At 45.1% G+C, this 19,394-nt stretch carries 15 protein-coding genes; 11 read left to right on the top strand and 4 right to left on the bottom strand.

The window, feature by feature from the left end; translation table 11 throughout:
- The first annotated feature begins 241 nt into the window (after nt 1-241).
- Nucleotides 242-1,669: an aspartate ammonia-lyase gene (locus BLT91_RS05155; RefSeq protein WP_090817620.1), complete on the top strand. Its 1,428-nt coding sequence runs from the start codon at nt 242-244 to the stop codon at nt 1,667-1,669.
- Nucleotides 1,670-2,017: 348 nt separating this feature from the next.
- On the opposite strand, the gene rocF is transcribed toward BLT91_RS05155, so the two are convergent.
- From rocF to BLT91_RS05140, 3 genes are all read right to left on the bottom strand, one after another.
- Nucleotides 2,018-2,935, bottom strand: coding sequence for an arginase (rocF, locus tag BLT91_RS05150; protein ID WP_090817617.1), 918 nt, complete (start codon nt 2,933-2,935; stop codon nt 2,018-2,020).
- Between the two features lie 424 nt (nt 2,936-3,359).
- Entirely contained in the window at nt 3,360-4,592 is a 1,233-nt protein-coding gene (locus BLT91_RS05145; RefSeq protein WP_090817614.1) for an aminopeptidase, read from the bottom strand.
- 67 nt (nt 4,593-4,659) lie between these two features.
- Entirely contained in the window at nt 4,660-5,433 is a 774-nt protein-coding gene (locus BLT91_RS05140; protein WP_254776798.1) for a helix-turn-helix domain-containing protein, read from the bottom strand.
- A 159-nt stretch (nt 5,434-5,592) separates the two neighbouring features.
- Between BLT91_RS05140 and BLT91_RS05135 the strand changes: the two genes are divergently transcribed.
- From BLT91_RS05135 to uxaC, 3 genes are all read left to right on the top strand, one after another.
- Nucleotides 5,593-6,402: a phytanoyl-CoA dioxygenase family protein gene (locus BLT91_RS05135; protein WP_090817608.1), complete on the top strand. Its 810-nt coding sequence runs from the start codon at nt 5,593-5,595 to the stop codon at nt 6,400-6,402.
- Nucleotides 6,403-6,593: 191 nt separating this feature from the next.
- The gene (locus BLT91_RS05130; RefSeq protein ID WP_090817606.1) at nt 6,594-7,526 is read left to right on the top strand and encodes a VanW family protein; all 933 of its coding nucleotides are present in this window, start codon (nt 6,594-6,596) and stop codon (nt 7,524-7,526) included.
- Nucleotides 7,527-7,717: 191 nt separating this feature from the next.
- Nucleotides 7,718-9,118, top strand: coding sequence for a glucuronate isomerase (uxaC, locus tag BLT91_RS05125; RefSeq protein WP_090817603.1), 1,401 nt, complete (start codon nt 7,718-7,720; stop codon nt 9,116-9,118).
- Nucleotides 9,119-9,373: 255 nt separating this feature from the next.
- On the opposite strand, the gene BLT91_RS05120 is transcribed toward uxaC, so the two are convergent.
- Nucleotides 9,374-10,204: a helix-turn-helix transcriptional regulator gene (locus tag BLT91_RS05120; protein WP_254776840.1), complete on the bottom strand. Its 831-nt coding sequence runs from the start codon at nt 10,202-10,204 to the stop codon at nt 9,374-9,376.
- A 146-nt stretch (nt 10,205-10,350) separates the two neighbouring features.
- Here BLT91_RS05120 and BLT91_RS05115 point away from each other — a divergent pair, with 146 nt between their 5' ends.
- From BLT91_RS05115 to BLT91_RS05085, 7 genes are all read left to right on the top strand, one after another.
- Nucleotides 10,351-11,634, top strand: coding sequence for a Gfo/Idh/MocA family protein (locus BLT91_RS05115; RefSeq protein ID WP_090817597.1), 1,284 nt, complete (start codon nt 10,351-10,353; stop codon nt 11,632-11,634).
- 319 nt (nt 11,635-11,953) lie between these two features.
- Complete coding sequence (locus BLT91_RS05110; RefSeq protein ID WP_090817594.1) at nt 11,954-12,565, top strand: SLOG family protein; 612 nt, start codon at nt 11,954-11,956, stop codon at nt 12,563-12,565.
- A 384-nt stretch (nt 12,566-12,949) separates the two neighbouring features.
- The gene (locus BLT91_RS05105) at nt 12,950-15,019 is read left to right on the top strand and encodes a bifunctional aldolase/short-chain dehydrogenase (RefSeq protein ID WP_090817592.1); all 2,070 of its coding nucleotides are present in this window, start codon (nt 12,950-12,952) and stop codon (nt 15,017-15,019) included.
- A 33-nt stretch (nt 15,020-15,052) separates the two neighbouring features.
- Nucleotides 15,053-16,273: an L-rhamnose isomerase gene (gene rhaI, locus BLT91_RS05100; RefSeq protein WP_090817590.1), complete on the top strand. Its 1,221-nt coding sequence runs from the start codon at nt 15,053-15,055 to the stop codon at nt 16,271-16,273.
- Entirely contained in the window at nt 16,267-17,769 is a 1,503-nt protein-coding gene (gene rhaB, locus BLT91_RS05095) for a rhamnulokinase (protein ID WP_090817586.1), read from the top strand. The genes rhaI and rhaB overlap by 7 nt, the downstream gene beginning before the upstream one ends.
- 9 nt (nt 17,770-17,778) lie before the next feature.
- A complete protein-coding gene (locus BLT91_RS05090) occupies nt 17,779-18,546 on the top strand; it encodes a DeoR/GlpR family DNA-binding transcription regulator (RefSeq protein WP_090817583.1) in 768 nt (255 codons plus the stop codon).
- Between the two features lie 104 nt (nt 18,547-18,650).
- A complete protein-coding gene (locus BLT91_RS05085) occupies nt 18,651-19,394 on the top strand; it encodes a (Fe-S)-binding protein (RefSeq protein ID WP_090819717.1) in 744 nt (247 codons plus the stop codon).

Below are 19,394 nucleotides of genomic sequence, written 5' to 3'. Positions count from 1 at the left end.
TTACAGATCGTGTGAGGTATTGCAGGATTCTTTGCAAGTGGTAGCGAATTCTTCTGATGAGCTTATGAATGCCATGCCCTGCTTGGCGTTCAGCAAGTATCTCAACAATCGAAGGATGCTGCCAAGGAAGTCGCAGCTTTAGTCGAGAACAAATGGGGGCAAGCGGCTGAAGAGTTTAAAAGAATTTTCGGAACACCAACTTAGCAACATCGAGCAGTATACTTTGTAGAAAAAAGGAACGGTGTGTACGATGACCCATCGCATTGAAAAAGATTTTATAGGTGAAAAACAAGTCCCATCCCATGCCTATTACGGCATTCAAACGATGCGTGCGCTAGAGAATTTCCCAATCACGGGAGTTAAAATTCACGCAGAACTCATTACTGCTTTAGCAGAAGTAAAGAGGGCAGCTGCATTAGCCAATATGGAAACACATATGCTGCCTAAGAAAATCGGTGAACAACTAGTTAAGGCAGCTGAAGAAGTGAGACAAGGTCAGTTGATTGAGGAATTTATTGTTGATTCTATTCAAGGCGGAGCGGGAACCTCCATCAATATGAACATGAACGAAGTACTTGCTAACCGTACGTTGGAGCTGCTGGGCGAGGAAAAGGGCAATTATTTCCATTGTAATCCAAACAATCATGTGAACATGTCGCAATCCACAAACGACGTTATACCAACTGCCATCAAAATAGCCGCTTTCCGTTTATCAGAGCAATTGATAGAAACTATGACTTCACTGCAGAAAGCTTTTGCCCGTAAGGAAACAGAATTCGATGATGTCATTAAAATGGGACGTACGCATCTCCAAGATGCTGTTCCTATTCGACTTGGCCAAGAATTCGGGGCTTATGCACGTGTCCTTCAGCGTGATATCAATCGTATCCGTCATGCTTCTATAGGGCTTTTGACTGTTAATATGGGGGCTACTGCCGTAGGAACAGGGCTTAATGCGAAGCCTGAGTATGTGGAGCGCGTCATGTTTCATCTAAAAGCGCAAGTAGGAATACCCATTGAGCTAGCCGAGCATTTGGTTGATGGCACCCAAAACATGGACGCTTACACGGAGCTTTCTGCCTCCTTGAAAGTATGCGCTGTGAACCTTTCAAAAATATGTAATGACATTCGTTTGATGGCTTCAGGTCCTCGCGCAGGGTTAGGTGAGCTGAAGCTGCCCCCAAGACAGCCAGGGTCTTCCATCATGCCGGGGAAAGTAAACCCTGTTATGCCGGAAGTCGTTAACCAAGTGGCGTTTCAAGTCATTGGAAACGATCATACGATCTGCTTGGCGTGCGAGGCAGGTCAATTCGAACTTAACGTAATGGGACCAGTTCTCGCGTTCAACCTTCTTCAATCGCTGAAAATATTACGGAACGCAGCTGATGTGTTCGAGCGCTTTGCGATTGAAGGCTTGGAAGCTGACCGTGAACGCTGCGCGAACTACGTCGAGCAAAGCTTCGGCATCGTCACAGCCTTGAACCCACATCTCGGCTACGAAGTTGCCGCGCAATTGGTGAAAGAAGCTATACGCACTGGCATGACGCTCAAAGAGCTCATCTTGGAGCGTGGGTTACTCACCCATGAGGAGATCGAAGAGATCCTCAATCCGATTCAGATGACGACGCCGGGCATCGCGGGCGAGAGATTACTGCAGCCTGCCGATTAGGTCAGGGTGGAGGAATTATCAAAAGCCAGCGACGACTGGCGTTTGAAAGTATGCTGCAAGCCAGCCATCGCTGGCGCTGGGAAGTAAGCACAAGCTAGCAATGGTTGGCACATGCTTGAATAGAACGAACGCCCCCGACTCATCGGTTGATGAGCTGGGGGCGTTTTTATTGTGATCCTAGACTAGGCAACGTCTGCGAGATGGCTGGACATTATGAGAAACCTTTCGTCCTAAAAGGCGAGTTCAACCTACTGCTTTTTAAAAACGTAAGAGACATGGTAGTGGTCGTCAAAGACATCCAAACATGCCTAATGTTATCTTGTTCACAAACGGATCGATGACGTTGTGTTATAAAATCTGCTTACCTAACAAGGAGCTGATCAGGCCAACTGCCAATTGGGATGTTTTGTTGTTGTCGTCGAGGAGAGGATTCACCTCAACGAATTCGGCCGAGGTCACAATACCGGCTTCATGCAGCATCTCAACCGCAAGGTGGGCTTCACGGAAATGAAGTCCGCCTTTAACGATTGTGCCTGTGCCCGGTGCTTCAATTGGATCCAGAGAATCGACGTCAAAGCTAACATGTACACCGTCTGTTTTGCCGCTTATATATGCAATGGCTTCTTGCATGATGTAAGCCATTCCTTTGCGATCGATATCATACATGGTATAGCATTTGATGCCCATTGAGCGGATGTAGTTCTTTTCGCCCTCATCCAATGATCGGGATCCAATAAGGACAATATTCTCCGGCTTCACTTTGGCATGACTGCCCTTAATGCTGGTCAACAAAGGATGCCCCATCCCTAGGCTGATGGCCAAAGACATCCCATGAATATTACCAGATGGACTGGTGTCAGCTGTATTTAAGTCGGAATGAGCATCGATCCATATGACGCCTAAGTTTTTATAATGTTCAGATAGCCCAGCTAATGTACCGATAGCAATACTATGATCGCCGCCTAATACGAGTGGAAAACGTCCTTCCTCAACCACCTGAGAAATTTGCTCAGCTAGAAGTGAATTTACTTCGATAACCTCAGCCAAATAATTGAGGTTTGTTTTATCTACCTCAGTCGCCAAAGGAGTCGCTTTATCGTCGGGTAGACGAATATCAGCGACGTGATTAACGGTGATATTCATTTGCTGCAGACCTCGTAATAATCCTGCTTGCAGAATGGCTTTTGGTCCTTTACTGGCCCCGCGTCGGCCTGCTCCAAGATCAAATGGCACGCTAATCGCAGCAATTGTTGGTTTGTTACTCATATGATCAACTCCTCTTTGGATGGGGTTGCAAGAAATTCCTAACGAATCGATTGATGCAGAAGAGGGCTGCTTAGTATAACTATCTCAGATAGGGTCTCGTTTGTAACTAGATTATCATAATCAAGCTCATTGTTCGAGAATTGTAATTTGGTCCCTGTGGTAATTGCTGCAGTTTGCGTGCCTGTTACCATAATTAACTGAGTTGTGGCTTCGTGTTCTTATATAGAATTGTTCTTGAAGGTGATAAATATGCGATGCGAAGTACGAATCCAAATTGCTTTGTTTTCTTCAATATATGAAGCCATACTTTCTTTGTTTCTTATGTCCGTCCTTCTTTTATGGAATAAAGCCCCCTTCGAAAACAAAGAAATTAACACAAAAAGCCTATTTATCCGAATGGATGAATAAGCTTTTTGTTTTTTAGTTAAAATGCCCAGTTGCCATTGCGGAAAATGGGTTCCATGCTGCCGTCCGCGTATTCGCCGTCAATGTCCATTTCGTCAGAGCCAATCATAAAGTCAACATGAATCAGGCTGTCGTTAAGACCAGCTTTCTCTTGTTCTTCTTTGGACATCGATGACCCTCCCTCAATGCAAGTAGTGAATGCTCTGCCAAGGGCCAAATGATTAGAGGCATTCTCATCATAAAGCGTATTAAAGAAGATCAAATTAGAGTTTGAAATTGGTGAAAGATGCGGTACGAGCGCGATTTCCCCTAAATAATGTGCACCTTCATCCATTTCGATCATTGCTTTAAGGGACTCAAAGCCTTGTTCCGCTGTATAGTCCACGACCCGTCCGTTATCGAAAGTGATCGTAAAATTGTTAATCAAATTGCCTTGATAGCTTAGTGGCTTCGTACTGCGAACGGTACCCTGTGTTCCTCTTTTGTTCGGAGAAATAAAGACTTCTTCCGTCGGAATATTTGGGTTGAAGTCGAAATTTCCTGTCCCGTTGGTGGCGGAACCGCCTCGCCAAATATGGTTGTTTGGCAGCTCGACGGTAAGCTCTGTGCCTGGGGCACGGTAATGGATCTTATAAAATTGCTTCTCGTTAAGTTGTTCTCTTTTGGTCCGAAGTGTCTCATTGTGATCCTTCCAAGTTTGCACAGGATTTTCTTGGTCTATCCGTGTGGCTTGGAAGATAGCATCCCATAAAGCGCTGATTGCTGCGTCTTCTTCCAAATGAGGAAACACTTTCTTCGCCCAGGCAGGAGAAGGCGCGGCGATGATCGACCATGTCATCTTATAGGCAGACATGCTCTCTCTCCACTTGACTAATTTAGGTCCTGCGGCTTTGGAGTTTGCGGAAATACGACCAGGGTCGATATCCTTCAGCAATTCAGGATCATCAGCATCGATCCATAAATAAGCACCGTTGTTGTTGGCCAATTCGTCAAGCGCTTGCGCTCTCCATGATGGATATTCATGAAACGCTTCGTCTGGCGCGCAGGAATACCTAATTTGTGTGCAAATTTCATCCTGCCATTCAATATGTACATGTTTGGCCCCTGCTTCATAAGCTTTGCGGGATATGAGGCGAACAAGACCAGGGTGAAGAATGGGTGCGTTGATCCAAAGAGTTTGACCGGTCTGAATGTTCAGTCCGACGCGGACGATTAGCTCCGCATATTTATCAAGATTACTTTCAAAGGTCATGGAAATCCTCCTCTTTCTTAATCTTGCTTGCAGTTTATCTTGCTAAAAGCAAACTGTCAAATAAATTTTACCGTCGCTCTTTCATAAATGTACTTGGGTTCATTCCTACCCATTTGCGGAATTGATTTGTGAAGTGATTATAGTTTTGAAACCCAACATCATAACAAACTTCCGATGCACTGCGTTCGGTATGCTCTAGCATTAGCACAGCTTGCTGTATCCGCATCCGGTTGAGCGAATCTATGATGGAATGGCCTGTGCTGGCTTTGAAAAGATGGGACAGTCTCGAAGGGGAGAGCCCGACACTCTGAGCTAAATCCTCAATCTGAACAGGCTGACGCATGAATTGGGACAGCAGATGGAGGACTTCCTCAATTCGCGAGTCGATTTTTTTGCTTGTTTTCTGAGCCATGATGAACAGAATTTCTCGCAAAGAGCTGCTGCACAGCTCAAACCAATATTCACCGCGTTCTCGGGAATCCTCCAGTATGCGTGTGAAAGCTTGATAGATGCGGTCACGGATCGATTCACTTTCGATAGTAAGGATAAGCTGCTCTTCATTTGGCAGCAGATTGGTCTCTGTGAAGATGGAAGGGAAGTGCGCCCAAACGAAGTGCCAGGTTTGGTCTTTCTGAGTACCGTAGTGATGCGGTGTTCCTGGCCTCAGCAGTGTGAGATCACCCGCTTTGCAGCTTTGTATATGACCAGCGTTGTTAAAGTAACCTTCTCCTTCAATCGTGAAAAAAAGAAGCCAATCGCTTCGTCCCTGGGGGCGCTTGATTACATACGTATCTGACTCTATAAAATGTCCGGCTAAGAAGGTGTTGACTTCGAATTTCATGGCCATGTACCCCTTTCTTGCGCATTAGAGATTATATGATTAGTATAACAGGAAATAGCAGGATCGTATGAGTAATTAGCAACATTCTTACTTCTACGTTAACTGAAGAATCGATATGCTAAAGTCAAGGGAATTACAATATTACTTGGGGGGACTAACATGTCACATCCATTGCTTACGCTTACGAAGGAACAAAAGCTGCATTTTGAAAAGGAAGGTTATGTAATCGTCAAAGGGTTATTTTCCGAGCAAAATCTGGCCGAAATCGATGAAACATTTGAAGAGATTAGCCGCCAAACGGTGCCGGGGTATTTTGAACCTGATCTACATGCGGATGGATCAGATCCATTAAAACGTTACCCGCGTGTTATGCATCCTCACCGCTTTAACGAGACCGCAAAGAAATATATGCTTCACCAGCCTGTATTGGAAGTATTAGCAGATTTGTATGAGGAAGAGGCGCTAGCTGCGCAGAGCATGTTTTATTACAAGCCGCCAGGTTCCCGCGGCCAAGCTCTTCATCAGGATAATTTCTATCTGCAGGTCGAACCTGGCAATTGTATAGCAGCGTGGACCGCTATTGATGCTGCAGATGAGGAGAATGGCGGCTTACTCGTGGTACCGAAAACAAATACATTGGAAATTGCTTGTCCTGATGTTGCGGACGCCAAAGAGTCATTTACGACACACTATGTAAAGCCGCCAAAAGATGAAAAAGCGATGCCTATTATCATGGAACGAGGCGACGTTCTCTTTTTTAACGGTAATCTCATCCATGGCTCCTATCGAAACAAGTCAAAGGATCGGTATCGCCGAGCGTTCATTTGCCATTATGCGAACGAATCGGCCACGCATATTAGCAACCACTATCGCCCTTTGTATCGACAGAATGGAGCACTTGTCAATTTAGAGATCAACTCTAATGGAGGCCCATGCGGTGACGAATTCCAGAATGTTTACCCCCACTAACAGGGGAGAAGTACTCATTCTTTCTAATTTCAGATAGCAGGAAGGGACCGTCCTTAAGGCCAAGTCATTGGCTGTGGGCGGTCACTTCTTTATTATGGGAAAAATTAACAATGAAATAGGATAGGAGAATCCATTTACATAGTATGGAATGATTTCAATTGTTTACAATAGGGGAGGGGGTGTTTGAATTCATGATTTATGGATGGATTGCGGGCCTATTGCTTCTTTTGCAGCAGAGTGAGGTACCGGATCGAATAATCAATGATAAAAGTAATCAGACCATAGCTGATGTGGAACGTAAGCCGTACTCGCTCAATCTCCTGGATGTGCCGTTGATTGACAATGAACGATTAGATCGTTTAATTGACGAGCTCGATAAGAAAATGTATCGCAAGCCAGTTAATGCGACCATCAATGACGAGGGGAGAATCGTGAAGGAGGTTGCAGGGGTAAGACTGAATCGTCTCGCTTTTGTTGAGCAGTTTTATCAGCATTTTTATAGTGAGGGACCCATGAAATTTGAAGTTCCTCAGCTACCCATATATCCCAAAGTTGACAGCGAGCTGCTTGCTAACATTCGTGTACATCCTATTGGCTATTATGTTACGTATTTTAATTCGAATAATAAGCACCGTTATACGAACATCAAGATTGCCGCCCAAGCGATTAACAGTTACGTCGTTCAACCGAATGAAACGTTCTCCTTTAACCGTGTTGTCGGCGTCCGGACGCGAGGCAGGGGGTATATGCCAGCAAAGATTATTGTTAGGGGTGAATTCTCGGAAGGGATTGGCGGAGGCATTTGCCAAATTTCCTCTACGCTATTTAACGCAGTGGATCGAGCCGGACTCACCATCGTGGAAAGATATTCGCACAGCAGGTCTGTTCCGTATGTTCCGCCTGGGAGGGATGCTACTGTGAACTGGGGTGGTCCTGACTTTAGCTTTAAGAACAACTACAATCAACCGATCTTGATTAGGGTGCAGGCTTTACCTGGCCGAGTAGTCGTCAGTATTTCATCCTCCGATGTCATTAATCATAAGCCGCGGCATGTTCCGAGCGCTTCCGAAGTACTGCCTGAAGAAATTCATGCAGGCTCGGACGTGGAACAATCTGCTCCGTAAGTTTCAGAAGCCCCGTCCAACGCCATAGTTGGTGAATGGGGCTTCTTGTTTGTTCGGCCTAGAGGCCGGTGGAAAAGGTCAAGATATGCATATTTTTCAAAATGAAAGCAAAAAATCACAAGATTTTTGGCAGCGCATTCGCTAAAATAGAGGGCAGATCATTCAGGTTGAGAAGGGTGGAATTTAGCTTCATGAAAACATTTTTAGATGAGAACTTTTTACTTACCAACGATACTGCAGTTCATCTATTCCACGAATTTGCCAAAGATATGCCGATTATTGACTATCATTGCCATCTTAGCCCAAAGGAAATTTATGAAAATAAACAATTCAATAATATTACGGAAGCATGGCTGTATGGCGATCACTATAAGTGGAGAATGATGCGCGCCAATGGTGTAGAGGAGACGAAAGTCACTGGGGAAGCTAGCGATTATGATCGTTTCTTGTCATGGGCCGGAACACTTCCTATGGCTATTGGAAACCCGCTCTACCACTGGTCCCATATGGAGCTTCGAACGTATTTTGGAGTGTTTGACATTATTAACGAGCAGAATGCGCCTGCGATTTGGGGAAAAGTGAACGCGAAGCTTGCAGAGGGCGGATCACGAGCCAGAGATCTGATTACGAATTCCAAAGTAACGGTCATTTGCACAACGGATGACCCGGTGGACTCACTGGAATATCACATTAAAATCAAAGAGATTAAAGATTTTAACACACAAGTCCTACCTTCGTACCGTCCTGATAAAGCACTAGAAATTAATCGCGCTACATTCCTTCCATGGATAGCCCAGTTGGAGAAATCCGCTGGCATTTCGATTAGTTCTTACGATGAACTGTTGGCGGGACTCGAGAGCAGAGCGCAATTTTTTGATTCGGTAGGTTGTAAGGTTTCTGACCATGCCCTGGATTATGTGCCTTATGCGGCAGCAACCAAAGAAGAAGTGGATCAGATTTTTAAAGCAGCTCTAAACGGGAACGCTGTTAGTTTGGAAGACGAGAGAAAATATAAAGCTTTCACCTTACTGTTCTTAGGGGGCGTGTACAAAAAGCTGGATTGGGCAATGCAGTACCACATCAATGCTTCTCGGAACAATAACGGACGAGCTTTCGCCACGTTGGGTCCAGATACCGGATTTGATTCCATTAATGATAGCGCTGTAGCCAGCGCGCTTACTGGTTTGTTGTCCTCACTTGCTATTGCGGATTCGTTGCCGAGAACGATCTTGTACTCCTTGAATGCACGTGATAATGAAATTCTCGCTTCACTCATGGGCAGCTTCCAAGGCGACGGTATCCCTGGCAAAATTCAATTAGGATCCGCTTGGTGGTTTAATGATACAAAAGACGGCATGGTTCAGCAGATGAAAACGCTTGGCAATTTTGGGCTGCTTGGCCGATTCGTCGGTATGCTTACCGATTCTAGAAGCTTCTTGTCTTACACAAGACATGATTACTTCCGCAGAATCCTGTGTAATATGTTTGGCGAATGGGTGGAAGCCGGAGAATTTCCGAACGACGAGCAGCTGCTGAAACAACTGGTACAAGGGATTTCCTATAACAACGCGAAACAATATTTTGGATTTTAAATAAATGTAAACCTTCGTACTTGACTAAAGGATGCTGAAATTTGAATTTCAGTGTCCTCCCAAGGGAGCGAAGGTTTTTTGTTTGCGCGGCGAGTGAAGGATGAGCGGTCATAAAATGACCTCTCACGTCGTAAAGATAGCGGATTCGCTCTGAGAGGTTGGAAAAAGCCCGCTTAAGGGCAGTTATCGCGGCGAACTAAGAGGATGAATATCAATGCTTACTGTTGACTTACAGCAACCAGTTGAGTAAGTACGTCAATGTATGTGGCGCGCCAGCTTCCGGCACTCCAGTGGCGTCTGTGAGGTGACTTGTTTAAACACACGGCCGAAGTGAGCGACACTATCGAAGCCAGATTGCTCTGCAATGTGGATGACTTTCTCCTTCGTTTCTCGCAGCAGCCGCTGCGCCTCGCGTATACGCACATTGTTCAAGTATTCAACGAATGAAAAACCGGTTGTTTCCTTGAAAGAACGACAAAAATAGCTGGGGCTGATAAAAAACGTTTCGGAAATTGAACCTAACGTCAGCCGGTTTCTATACTGTTCGTTAATATACGCGACGATTTCGAATATTTTGGGATTGTACGCTTGCGGGTGTTCTTCGACTGAACTTAACTTATCTGTGAGACGCGAGCAGAAGATCAGTAATTGCGTGAACAGTGCTCTACTGTTGAGCTTCCAGCCGCTTAGCACCTGCTGCTGCTCACGTAATAATTGGAATAGGAGGCTCTCCACAAACGTACGATTCGAACCTCTTAATGAAAAGATAATCTTCTTTTGCTGGAAAGGAACGAGCAAATGTGTTGATGCATCTTCTCCAATAGAACGTATCCAACGATCATCAAAACTGAGCAGAATGCGCTCATGTGGGTCAATATCCACATTTCGTGTTTTATGAAGCTCATTTTTATCGATAAAGACGAGGTCGCCCTCTTGAATGAAATAAGATCGGTCCTGTATAAAGTAGTAACGTTTCCCGCTTAGTAAGTAATAAATTTCATAGTGATCATGGAAATGATTCACTGTCATGGAGTAAGGGTGATCTCTGCGCAGTCTTTCAATTTCGTAAAGTACCAAAGGGTACACCTCATCGTTCATTCTTATAAGTACTATAATTATAGCAAAATATGCAAGGAATGAAAGTCAATAGGCAAGATTTGAATAGAAACACAGCAAATATTGTATTAATCTTGAAGTATGACATATTCATACTCGAGAGGGGTTTAAACTGGATGAAAAAACGTTATGCGTTAGTTGGTACCGGAGGAAGAGCGGAGTTTTTCTATGGCGCCATCGCTAAGGATTTTCAAGAAACTTCTGAACTGGTTGCGATTTGCGATATCAATCAAACGAGAATGAATTTTACGAATGGTTTACTTGTCAATAAATATGATTATAATGCTGTTCCAACTTATAAAGCCGAACAGTTCGAGGAAATGATTCGCAGAGAAAAGCCCGATTATGTGATTGTCACCTCGGTTGATCGCACGCATCATACATATATTATTAAAGCAATGGAGCTTGGCTGTGATGTCATTTCGGAGAAACCGATGACCGTGGATGAAGAGAAATGCCAAGAGATACTCGACACGATTAAACGCACGGGGCGTCAGCTTCGCGTGACATTTAATTACCGCTACGCTCCGCATAATACGAAAATCCGCGAGTTGATCATGGATGGCACAATTGGTGATGTTCATTCTGTGCATTTTGAGTGGCTGCTGAATACCGAGCATGGGGCGGACTATTTCCGCAGATGGCATCGCGATAAGCGCAATGGCGGTGGGTTGCTTGTACACAAATCGACGCATCATTTTGATCTCGTGAACTTTTGGTTGGGAACACGGCCAGAGACGGTTTTTGCAATGGGCGGCTTGATGTTCTATGGCAGGGAAAATGCCGAGAAGCGCGGAGTGACAAAGTTTTACCAACGTGCTACAGGGAGTGAAAACGCGAAGGGTGATCCTTTTGCACTTCACTTGGACGAACATGAACACCTCAAAGGTTTGTATTTAGATGCGGAACATGAAGACGGCTACCAACGTGATCAGAGCGTTTTCGGCGACGGAATAAACATTGAAGATACAATGGGCGTTATGGTCCGTTATAAAAATAAAGCCATTCTCACCTACTCGCTGAACGCCTACATGCCTTGGGAAGGCTTCAATGTGCAAATCAATGGCAGTAAGGGACGTATCGAAATGAGAGTTGTGGAGAGGTCATATGTGAATTCGGGTGGCCTTAAAGAAGAAGAAGGAGCTTTGAAAAGGAAAACAATCAAGGTATTTCCGATGTTCGCGGCTCCTTACCAGGTTCAAATTGAAGAAGGAATTGGAGGTCACGGCGGCGGCGACCCTGTACTGCTTCGAGATATTTTTGACAAGGCATCCGATGATCGCTTTCAAAGGGCAGCCTCACATGTGGACGGTGCGATGTCCATTCTAACGGGGATTGCCGGAAATATTTCGCTGCGTACGGGTCAACCGGTTGCGGTAGATAAGCTTGTCACCTTTTAAAAAGGTGAACGGGGGAAGCCATTTGTGGAATCCTGATTCAATCATGAAAATCTTTACCACTCCTATGAGAAAAAGCGTCTTCAGCAGAAACAATCTGAGAATTCCGCAGAAGCGGGTGCCGAAGAATAGTTTGGTATTTATCTGTTTGATATGAAGTGAATGGCAGCGAGGCCTATCCTTGGTTGGTTAAGGTTTTAGGATAGATGAATAGAAGTGCAAAAGAGCTGTCTGGTATAAAACCAGCGGCTCTAATTTGCTTTATATAGAGGCATATCTATGCTAACCTGTTAGGAAGAGTCAACAAGGTGGTGTACCTCTTTTGAAACGAGTCTTAATTACAGGATACAAAGCATCAGAATTAGGTATTTTTTCTTTGAAGCATCCCGGCATTTCTATTATAAAAAAAGCGATCCAAAAGAGACTCATCGCACTTCTGGAAGAGGGCCTTGAATGGGTTGTTGTCAGTGGACAATGGGGCGTTGAATTGTGGGCAGCTGAGGCTGTGCTTGAACTTAGAGGAAGCGCCTATCCAGAGTTGAAATTAGCTGTCATCACGCCTTTTCTAGAGCAGGAAGAAAAATGGAGCGATGATAAGAAAAATAGTTATACGAGCGTTATCGAACGCGCCAATTACGTGAACAGCGTAACAAAGACGAAATACGAAGGACCTTGGCAGTTTAAGGAACGAGACAAGTTCCTGCTTCGGAATTCGGACGGTATCATACTTGTCTATGATGAAGATACAGAGGGTTCGCCGAAGTTCATGAAACAACAGGCCGTGCAGATTGCTGTGAATCATGCTTACCCGATTATCATAATTAATGCTTATGATTTGCAAAATATCGCCGAAGATGAGCAAGGTGAACAGCAAGGAGATCAGTGGGGGGACCTGGATCACGCCAGTGATAATAAGGATTTTGAGGAGTTATAGGTAGTTTTTGATAAAATTGAACGGGGTCACACGTTTTTCCTTTTTGGAAGAGCGTGTGGCCCTTTTTTGTTTTAAGGCATTGTGAATCACCCTGATTGAAAAGCCGATCAAATGAAGAAATTAGCATGATAAATTCCATTTAATCAAATTAGATGAAGAACCTGACCTGAGGAAGAGGCAAGAGCCTTAGTTTTGTTTATTACAGGCTCCGAAATTCTTTGGGAATTCATAAATATTTTTCCGAAAAACAAAAACAAAAATTATTATTCAAAAATAAATAAAGATATGTTACGATGAAACAATCAAAAACAAACACTAACTCATGGGAGTAAAGCGGAGAGACTTTGAGCTACACTCAAAGATCCCCATATTAGGAGGGTACTTATGGTTGCGAATTTGTGGGAAGCGGAAAAAGCGAATACAGTATCAAGAGGCGTGGAGGAACTGGTTTACCGTTCTAATTTACTGGGGACAGATCGTGCAGTTGCCAACTGGGGCGGCGGTAATACCTCTTACAAAACAATCGAAACGGATTTCCGCGGTCGTGATGTAGAAGTGATGTGGGTGAAAGGCAGCGGTTCTGACCTAGCTACCATGAAAGCAAAGAATTTCACAGGTCTTCGCATGGAAGACATTCGTCCTTTGTTCGAGAGAGATGAAATGTCTGATGAAGAAATGGTTGCTTACCTCGTGAATTGTATGATCGACAGCAAACATCCGCGTGCTTCCATTGAGACGCTTTTACATGCATTTTTGCCTTTCAAACACGTAGACCATACGCATCCTGATGCGATTATCGGTCTCTGCTGCGCTCACAACGGACGTGAGCTTGCGAAAGAAATTTACGGCGACCGCTTCGTGTGGGTACCTTATGTACGTCCTGGTTTTACACTTTCCAAAATGATTGCCGAAGGCGTTAGAAACAATCCAAAGGCTGAGCTTGTGCTGATGGAAAAGCATGGTCTGGTTACATGGGGCGAAACGTCCGAAGAGAGCTACCTCAAGACTTTGGCCATCATTCAAGAAGCAGAAAGCTTCATTGAAGCTCGTGTGAACGAGAGCAGCCTTTATGGCGGTGCGATATACAAGTCCATTTCCGAATCCGAGCAAAAGGATATCTTGGCACAAGTGCTGCCAATCGTTCGCGGAGCTGTAAGTAACGAGAAGAAAATGATCCTTACCGTCGATAGCGCTGACGATATTCTGAAATTCGTTAACAGTAAAGATGCAGCTGTGTTATCCCAAGTAGGAGCGGCTTGCCCGGATCACTTGGTTCATACGAAAATGAAGCCTCTTTATATCGACTGGAATCCAAATTCCCGTGATGCGGCTTCCTTAATTGAAGCTTTGAAATCGAGTATTACAGCTTACAAAGAAGAGTACAAAGCTTACTTTGATCGGAACAAAAATGATAGCGACGTTATGAACGAAGCGGCTCCTCGCGTAATCCTGATCCCGGGTATTGGGATGATCAACACAGGCAAAAGCTGGTCCAATGCACAAGTGAGCGGAGCTTTATATCATCGTGCTATCGCTGTTATGAGAGGCGCGACGGCTCTTGGAACGTTCGTTTCCTTAAGCGAAAATGAATCCTTTAATGTCGAGTACTGGCCTCTTGAACTTTATAAATTAACGTTGGCTCCTGCGGAAGCGGAATTTTCACGTAAAATTGCTTTCATTACTGGCGGTGCGGGTGGAATCGGAAGCGTAACGGCTCGTCAATTTTTAAAAGAAGGCGCGCACGTTGTGTTGGCTGACCTGAATCTCGAAGGCGCACAAAAGTTAGCAACCGAACTGAACGAACAATATGGCGAAAACAGAGCCATTGCCGTCAAAATAGACGTAACGAAGGAAGAAGAAGTGGAAGCGGCTTACCGCGATGTGATCCTCAGCTATGGAGGCATCGATATTATCGTGAATAACGCGGGTCTTGCGACTTCCAGTCCTTTTGATGAAACCTCACTCAAAGAGTGGAACTTGAACATGAACGTGCTTTCTACGGGTTATTTTTTAGTAGCTAGAGAAGCATTTAAAATAATGAAAAAACAAAATGTGGGCGGCAGCATGGTATTCGTCGGCTCTAAAAACTCAGTATTTGCAGGCAAAAATGCCTCCGCATACTCAACAGCAAAAGCAGCTGAAATTCACTTAGCACGCTGTATCGCTTCTGAGGGTGGTGAATATGGCATTCGCGTAAACTCTGTATTGCCAGATGCGATTCTCCAAGGCTCCGCGATTTGGAATTCGGGCTGGCGCAATGAACGGGCAGCAGCTTATGGTATTGAACCGGATCAGCTTGAAGAGCACTATCGCAAAAGAACGACGCTGCTCGTTAACATTTTCCCTAAAGACGTTGCGGAAGCAATCGTGTACTTCGCCTCTTCCAAAGCAGATAAAACGACAGGTTGTATGATCACAGTTGACGGTGGCATTCCAGCTGCCTTCACTCGCTAATCACTTCCACACTCAAAAGGAGGATATAAACCGATGAGCGATAAAGCATATGCGCTGTTCGAAGAGCAGCAAACAAATAGAGGTATTGATCTGGCTGCTGTTAAAGCCAAGCTGAAAGCCCTCAAAGTAGAAACCCCTTCATGGGGTTACGGGGATTCAGGAACTCGCTTCAAAGTGTTCAAACAAAACGGTGTTCCACGTAACCCTTTCGAGAAATTCGAGGATGCTGCTCAGGTCCATAAACTGACGGGGTTATGCCCATCGGTTGCCATCCATATTCCTTGGGACAAAGTTGACGATTACGCGAAGCTGAAACAGCATGCTGCTGATAACGGAGTGTCCATCGGAGCTGTGAACCCAAACCTTTTTCAAGAGGATGATTACATCTTCGGTAGTGTAACGAACTCAAACGCAGCCATTCGCCGCAAAGCGACGGATCATTTGCTGGAGTGTGTGGACATTGCGAAAACAGTGGGTTCTGACTTACTGAGCTTATGGTTCGCTGACGGTTCCAATTACCCGGGGCAAGTTGATATTCGAGCTCGTAAAGCTTGGATGTATGAAGCACTAAAAGAAATGTACGGAACCATGACACCTAGCATGCGTATGCTGATTGAATACAAATTCTATGAGCCTGCGTTCTACCATACGGATCTTGCTGACTGGGGAATGGCTTTTAATTTGGCGAACAAATTGGGTCCTCAAGCTGAAGTGCTTGTAGACACTGGTCACCACCCGCAGGGAACAAACATTGAGCATATCGTAACGTACTTGTTGGATGAAAATAAACTTGGCGGCTTCCACTTTAACTCCCGCAAATATGGGGATGACGATCTGATTGTTGGTTGCGTTAATCCGTATGAATTGTTCCTGATTTTCTTCCAAATCATTGATGCAGCGAATGATCAGAATCCACAAATTCGTCAGGCTGCTGACAATATTGCTTATATGATCGATCAAAGCCATAATATCGAGCGTAAAATTCCGGCGATGCTGCGTTCCGTACTTAATGTTCAAACACAATATGCGAAAGCTTTGTTAATCAATCTCGATGAAGTAAGAGACGCACAAGATCGTCAAGACGTTCTAGGCGCAGAAGACGCTGTCCGCAAAGCCTTCGAGTTCGATGTGACACCACTTCTTCAAGCCGTTCGTGAAGAGATCGGCGTACCTGTTGATCCAATGAAAGCTTACTTAGAAAGCGGCTACGACGAAAGCATTAATGTTCGTGGCAAAGGCGGTGCTAGCTGGTGAGTAAGCCCTCAAGCGTTCTGGCCTTTGATTTAGGAGCAAGCAGCGGCAGAGCGATCGTCGGACGACTTGATTCTGAAGCGGGCCAAGTGACGATCGAGGAAATTCACCGCTTCTCGAATGATCCGGTGAGAGTGGGCAACCACCTTCACTGGGACATTTTGAGATTGTTTCATGAATTGAAACTAGGTATTTTACAGACGAAGCATCTGGGTTATACGGATATTGAAAGTCTAGCCATTGATTCATGGGCGGTAGATTTCGGTCTGCTTTCGGCGAATGGCGAGCTTCTCGGTAATCCTTATCATTATCGGGATCATCAAACGGACTATGTCATGGAGAAGGTTATTAATCTTGTCGGCCGTGAAAAGCTTTATGCCAAGACAGGTCTTCAATTCCTTCAATTCAATTCCATTTTTCAATTATATGCTTTAAAAGAAAGAAATCCGGACCTTTTGGAACGAGCAGATACATTCTTGATGATTCCTGACTTGCTCAGGTACTTTTTAACCGGAGAAAAACATAGTGAGTATACCAATTCCACCACAACGCAGCTTTTGAATGCGACAACTCGGATGTGGGATAAAGAGCTCTTAGAACAGCTTGGTCTTCCATGTGAAATATTATTGAATCCGGTGCCGTCTGGGACGCGTGTTGGCTCTTTAACCAAAGAAATTTGCGATGAACTTGATGTTGCTTCCATTCCGGTTATTGCCGTAGGCGAGCACGATACAGCTTCGGCTGTAGTTGCGGTTCCCGCGCTAGAAGAAGATTTCGCTTTCTTAAGCTGCGGCACTTGGTCACTGCTAGGAACGGAAACCAAGGCACCGATACTTACTGAACCGGCTTTAGCCTGGAATTTCACCAATGAAGGCGGCGTATATGGCACAAACCGTTTGTTGAAGAACATCATGGGCTTGTGGTTGATACAGGAATGTAAGCGGACATGGGAGAAAGAAGGCAAGAGCATCAGCTTTACGGAGTTAGTCAGGCTTGCTGATCAAGTGAAGCCGTTTCAATCGTTCATCGATCCGGATGATGACATGTTCTTGAATCCGGAACATATGCCGAAGAAAATTCAGCAGTATTGCCGTGATACCGAACAGATTGTTCCGCAAACCGAAGGTGAGATTGTGCGGTGCATATTGGAAAGCTTAGCTTTGAAGTATCGGTTTGTTTTAGAACGAACGGAACAGCTTTCAGGGACAACGTATCAAGGTCTTCACATCGTAGGCGGCGGTATCCAGAACGAGTTGCTCTGTCAACTCACATCAAACGCTATTCAACGTGAGGTTTGGGCCGGTCCAGTTGAGGGTAGTGCCTTAGGAAACCTTGTAGTACAATGGATAGCACTAGGGTATATCGCGAATTTGCGCGAAGCCAGAAAGCTGATTCGGAATTCGTTCCCGGTCAAAACGTACATCCCCGAGGATGGAGCGGGTTGGCAGGAAGCGTATGCAACATTTTGTCAGGTGGCGTCCCGATCGAGGGTGAAATGAGGGAAAACGATGCTGGTAGCGGAAAGATGGCAGAGAATCGTTCAGTTAGTGAATGAAAGAGGAAGTATCCGAGTGACGGAGCTCAGTGAGCTGTGTCAAGTAACGGAAGAAACGATACGACGGGATTTGGATCGGTTAGAGAGCGAAGGCAAGCTGATGCGCAGCCATGGAGGCGCTGTTAGTGTGAGGGAAGCTCAGACGGAAGTCCCTTTCAAAGAAAGGGAAACGGCGCATGCCGACTTCAAAAACAGCATCGCGAAGGAAGCGGTATCGCATATTCGTGAGCATGATCGAATCATTTTAGATGCGAGTACAACGGCTTGGTTTATGGCCAAACTTATTCCGGATATGCCGCTGACCATCATAACGAACTCGATGAAGGTTGCATTAGAGGTTAGCGGCAAGGAGAAGATTCAGGTCATTTCCACAGGAGGACTTCTTTCTCCTAAGTCGTTGTCCTATGTAGGGCCACTAGCGGAAAGATCCTTGGACATGTACCATGTTCACAAATTGTTCTTGTCGTGCAAAGGGGTTCACATCCAGCGAGGAATAAGTGAGTCGAGCGAGCTTCAAGCGCTTATTAAGCGCAAAATGATCAGTATTGCCGACGAGACTTATCTGCTGGCAGATCATAGTAAATTCGGGATGCAATCGTTGACACAAGTGGCAGGCTGGACCGAAATCAAGCATTTAATTACAGATGGGCAAACAAACAAGGATGATGTAAACTTGATCCGTGAAAAAGGTGTGTCCGTCCTTCAATTAGATAAAGAGTAAATCTATCGTCTGACCCATCACCAGTTTGCACTACTGAGGATGGTTTTTTGTATAACCAATTTCCTCTGAGGAGGGAAGGTTTGAAGAAGGGAGATAGCTGCATCATGAAAGTTTCTTTGTTCATAACATGCTTAAGCGACCTTGTTTACCCCAAGGTTGGTGAGTCTATGGTTCATTTACTTGCTAAATTTGGTGTCAAGCTAGACTTCCCTGCGGTTCAAACGTGCTGCGGTCAACCTGCTTTCAATAGTGGGTATTGGGATGAGGCGAGGGGAGCTGCGATGACGCTGCTTCAAGCGTTTGATGACAGTGATTTTGTGATATCCCCTTCGGGTTCATGCACAAGTATGATTCATCATTATTATCCGAAGCTTTTTGAAAATGACCCTGTTCAACTGGCCAGGGCTAACCGTCTGGTTGAAAAAACATACGAGTTCAGCCAGTTTCTTGTTCAAGTATTGGGCGTTACTGATCTGGGAGCCGTATTCCCGCATAAAGTGACGTATCACCCGTCTTGTCACGGCAGCCGATTGCTAGGTGTCAAAGAAGAACCGATGCTGCTGATGCAAAATATCCGTGACTTGGAGCTAGTGCCTCTTCCTCATGCGGAGGATTGCTGTGGGTTTGGTGGGACTTTTGCGGTGAAAATGTGTGATATTTCCGGGGCAATGGTATCAGAGAAATCCGATCACGTGTTGGAAACAGATGCAGAAGTGTTAGTTGGACTGGATATGGGATGTTTAATGAATATTGCAGGCAATTTATCCTATCGTGGAAAACCCGTGAAGGTCATGCATCTAGCGGAATTACTGGCTGAAGGAGTGAAGCTGGCGCATGAGCGAACATAG

The organism is Paenibacillus sp. yr247 (assembly GCF_900103825.1).
GTDB lineage: Bacteria > Bacillota > Bacilli > Paenibacillales > NBRC-103111 > Paenibacillus_E.
This window is presented reverse-complemented; position numbering and strand designations above follow the sequence as displayed.

What these genes read in the sequence shown, in the direction of transcription:
- BLT91_RS05140 (WP_254776798.1), bottom strand. Translation starts at nt 5,433, where the DNA reads ATGAAATTCGAAGTCAACACCTTCTTAGCCGGACATTTTATAGAGTCA.
- BLT91_RS05105 (WP_090817592.1), top strand. Translation starts at nt 12,950, where the DNA reads ATGGTTGCGAATTTGTGGGAAGCGGAAAAAGCGAATACAGTATCAAGA.
- rhaI (WP_090817590.1), top strand. Translation starts at nt 15,053, where the DNA reads ATGAGCGATAAAGCATATGCGCTGTTCGAAGAGCAGCAAACAAATAGA.
- uxaC (WP_090817603.1), top strand. Translation starts at nt 7,718, where the DNA reads ATGAAAACATTTTTAGATGAGAACTTTTTACTTACCAACGATACTGCA.
- BLT91_RS05090 (WP_090817583.1), top strand. Translation starts at nt 17,779, where the DNA reads ATGCTGGTAGCGGAAAGATGGCAGAGAATCGTTCAGTTAGTGAATGAA.
- BLT91_RS05085 (WP_090819717.1), top strand. Translation starts at nt 18,651, where the DNA reads ATGAAAGTTTCTTTGTTCATAACATGCTTAAGCGACCTTGTTTACCCC.
- BLT91_RS05130 (WP_090817606.1), top strand. Translation starts at nt 6,594, where the DNA reads ATGATTTATGGATGGATTGCGGGCCTATTGCTTCTTTTGCAGCAGAGT.
- BLT91_RS05135 (WP_090817608.1), top strand. Translation starts at nt 5,593, where the DNA reads ATGTCACATCCATTGCTTACGCTTACGAAGGAACAAAAGCTGCATTTT.
- BLT91_RS05115 (WP_090817597.1), top strand. Translation starts at nt 10,351, where the DNA reads ATGAAAAAACGTTATGCGTTAGTTGGTACCGGAGGAAGAGCGGAGTTT.
- rocF (WP_090817617.1), bottom strand. Translation starts at nt 2,935, where the DNA reads ATGAGTAACAAACCAACAATTGCTGCGATTAGCGTGCCATTTGATCTT.
- BLT91_RS05145 (WP_090817614.1), bottom strand. Translation starts at nt 4,592, where the DNA reads ATGACCTTTGAAAGTAATCTTGATAAATATGCGGAGCTAATCGTCCGC.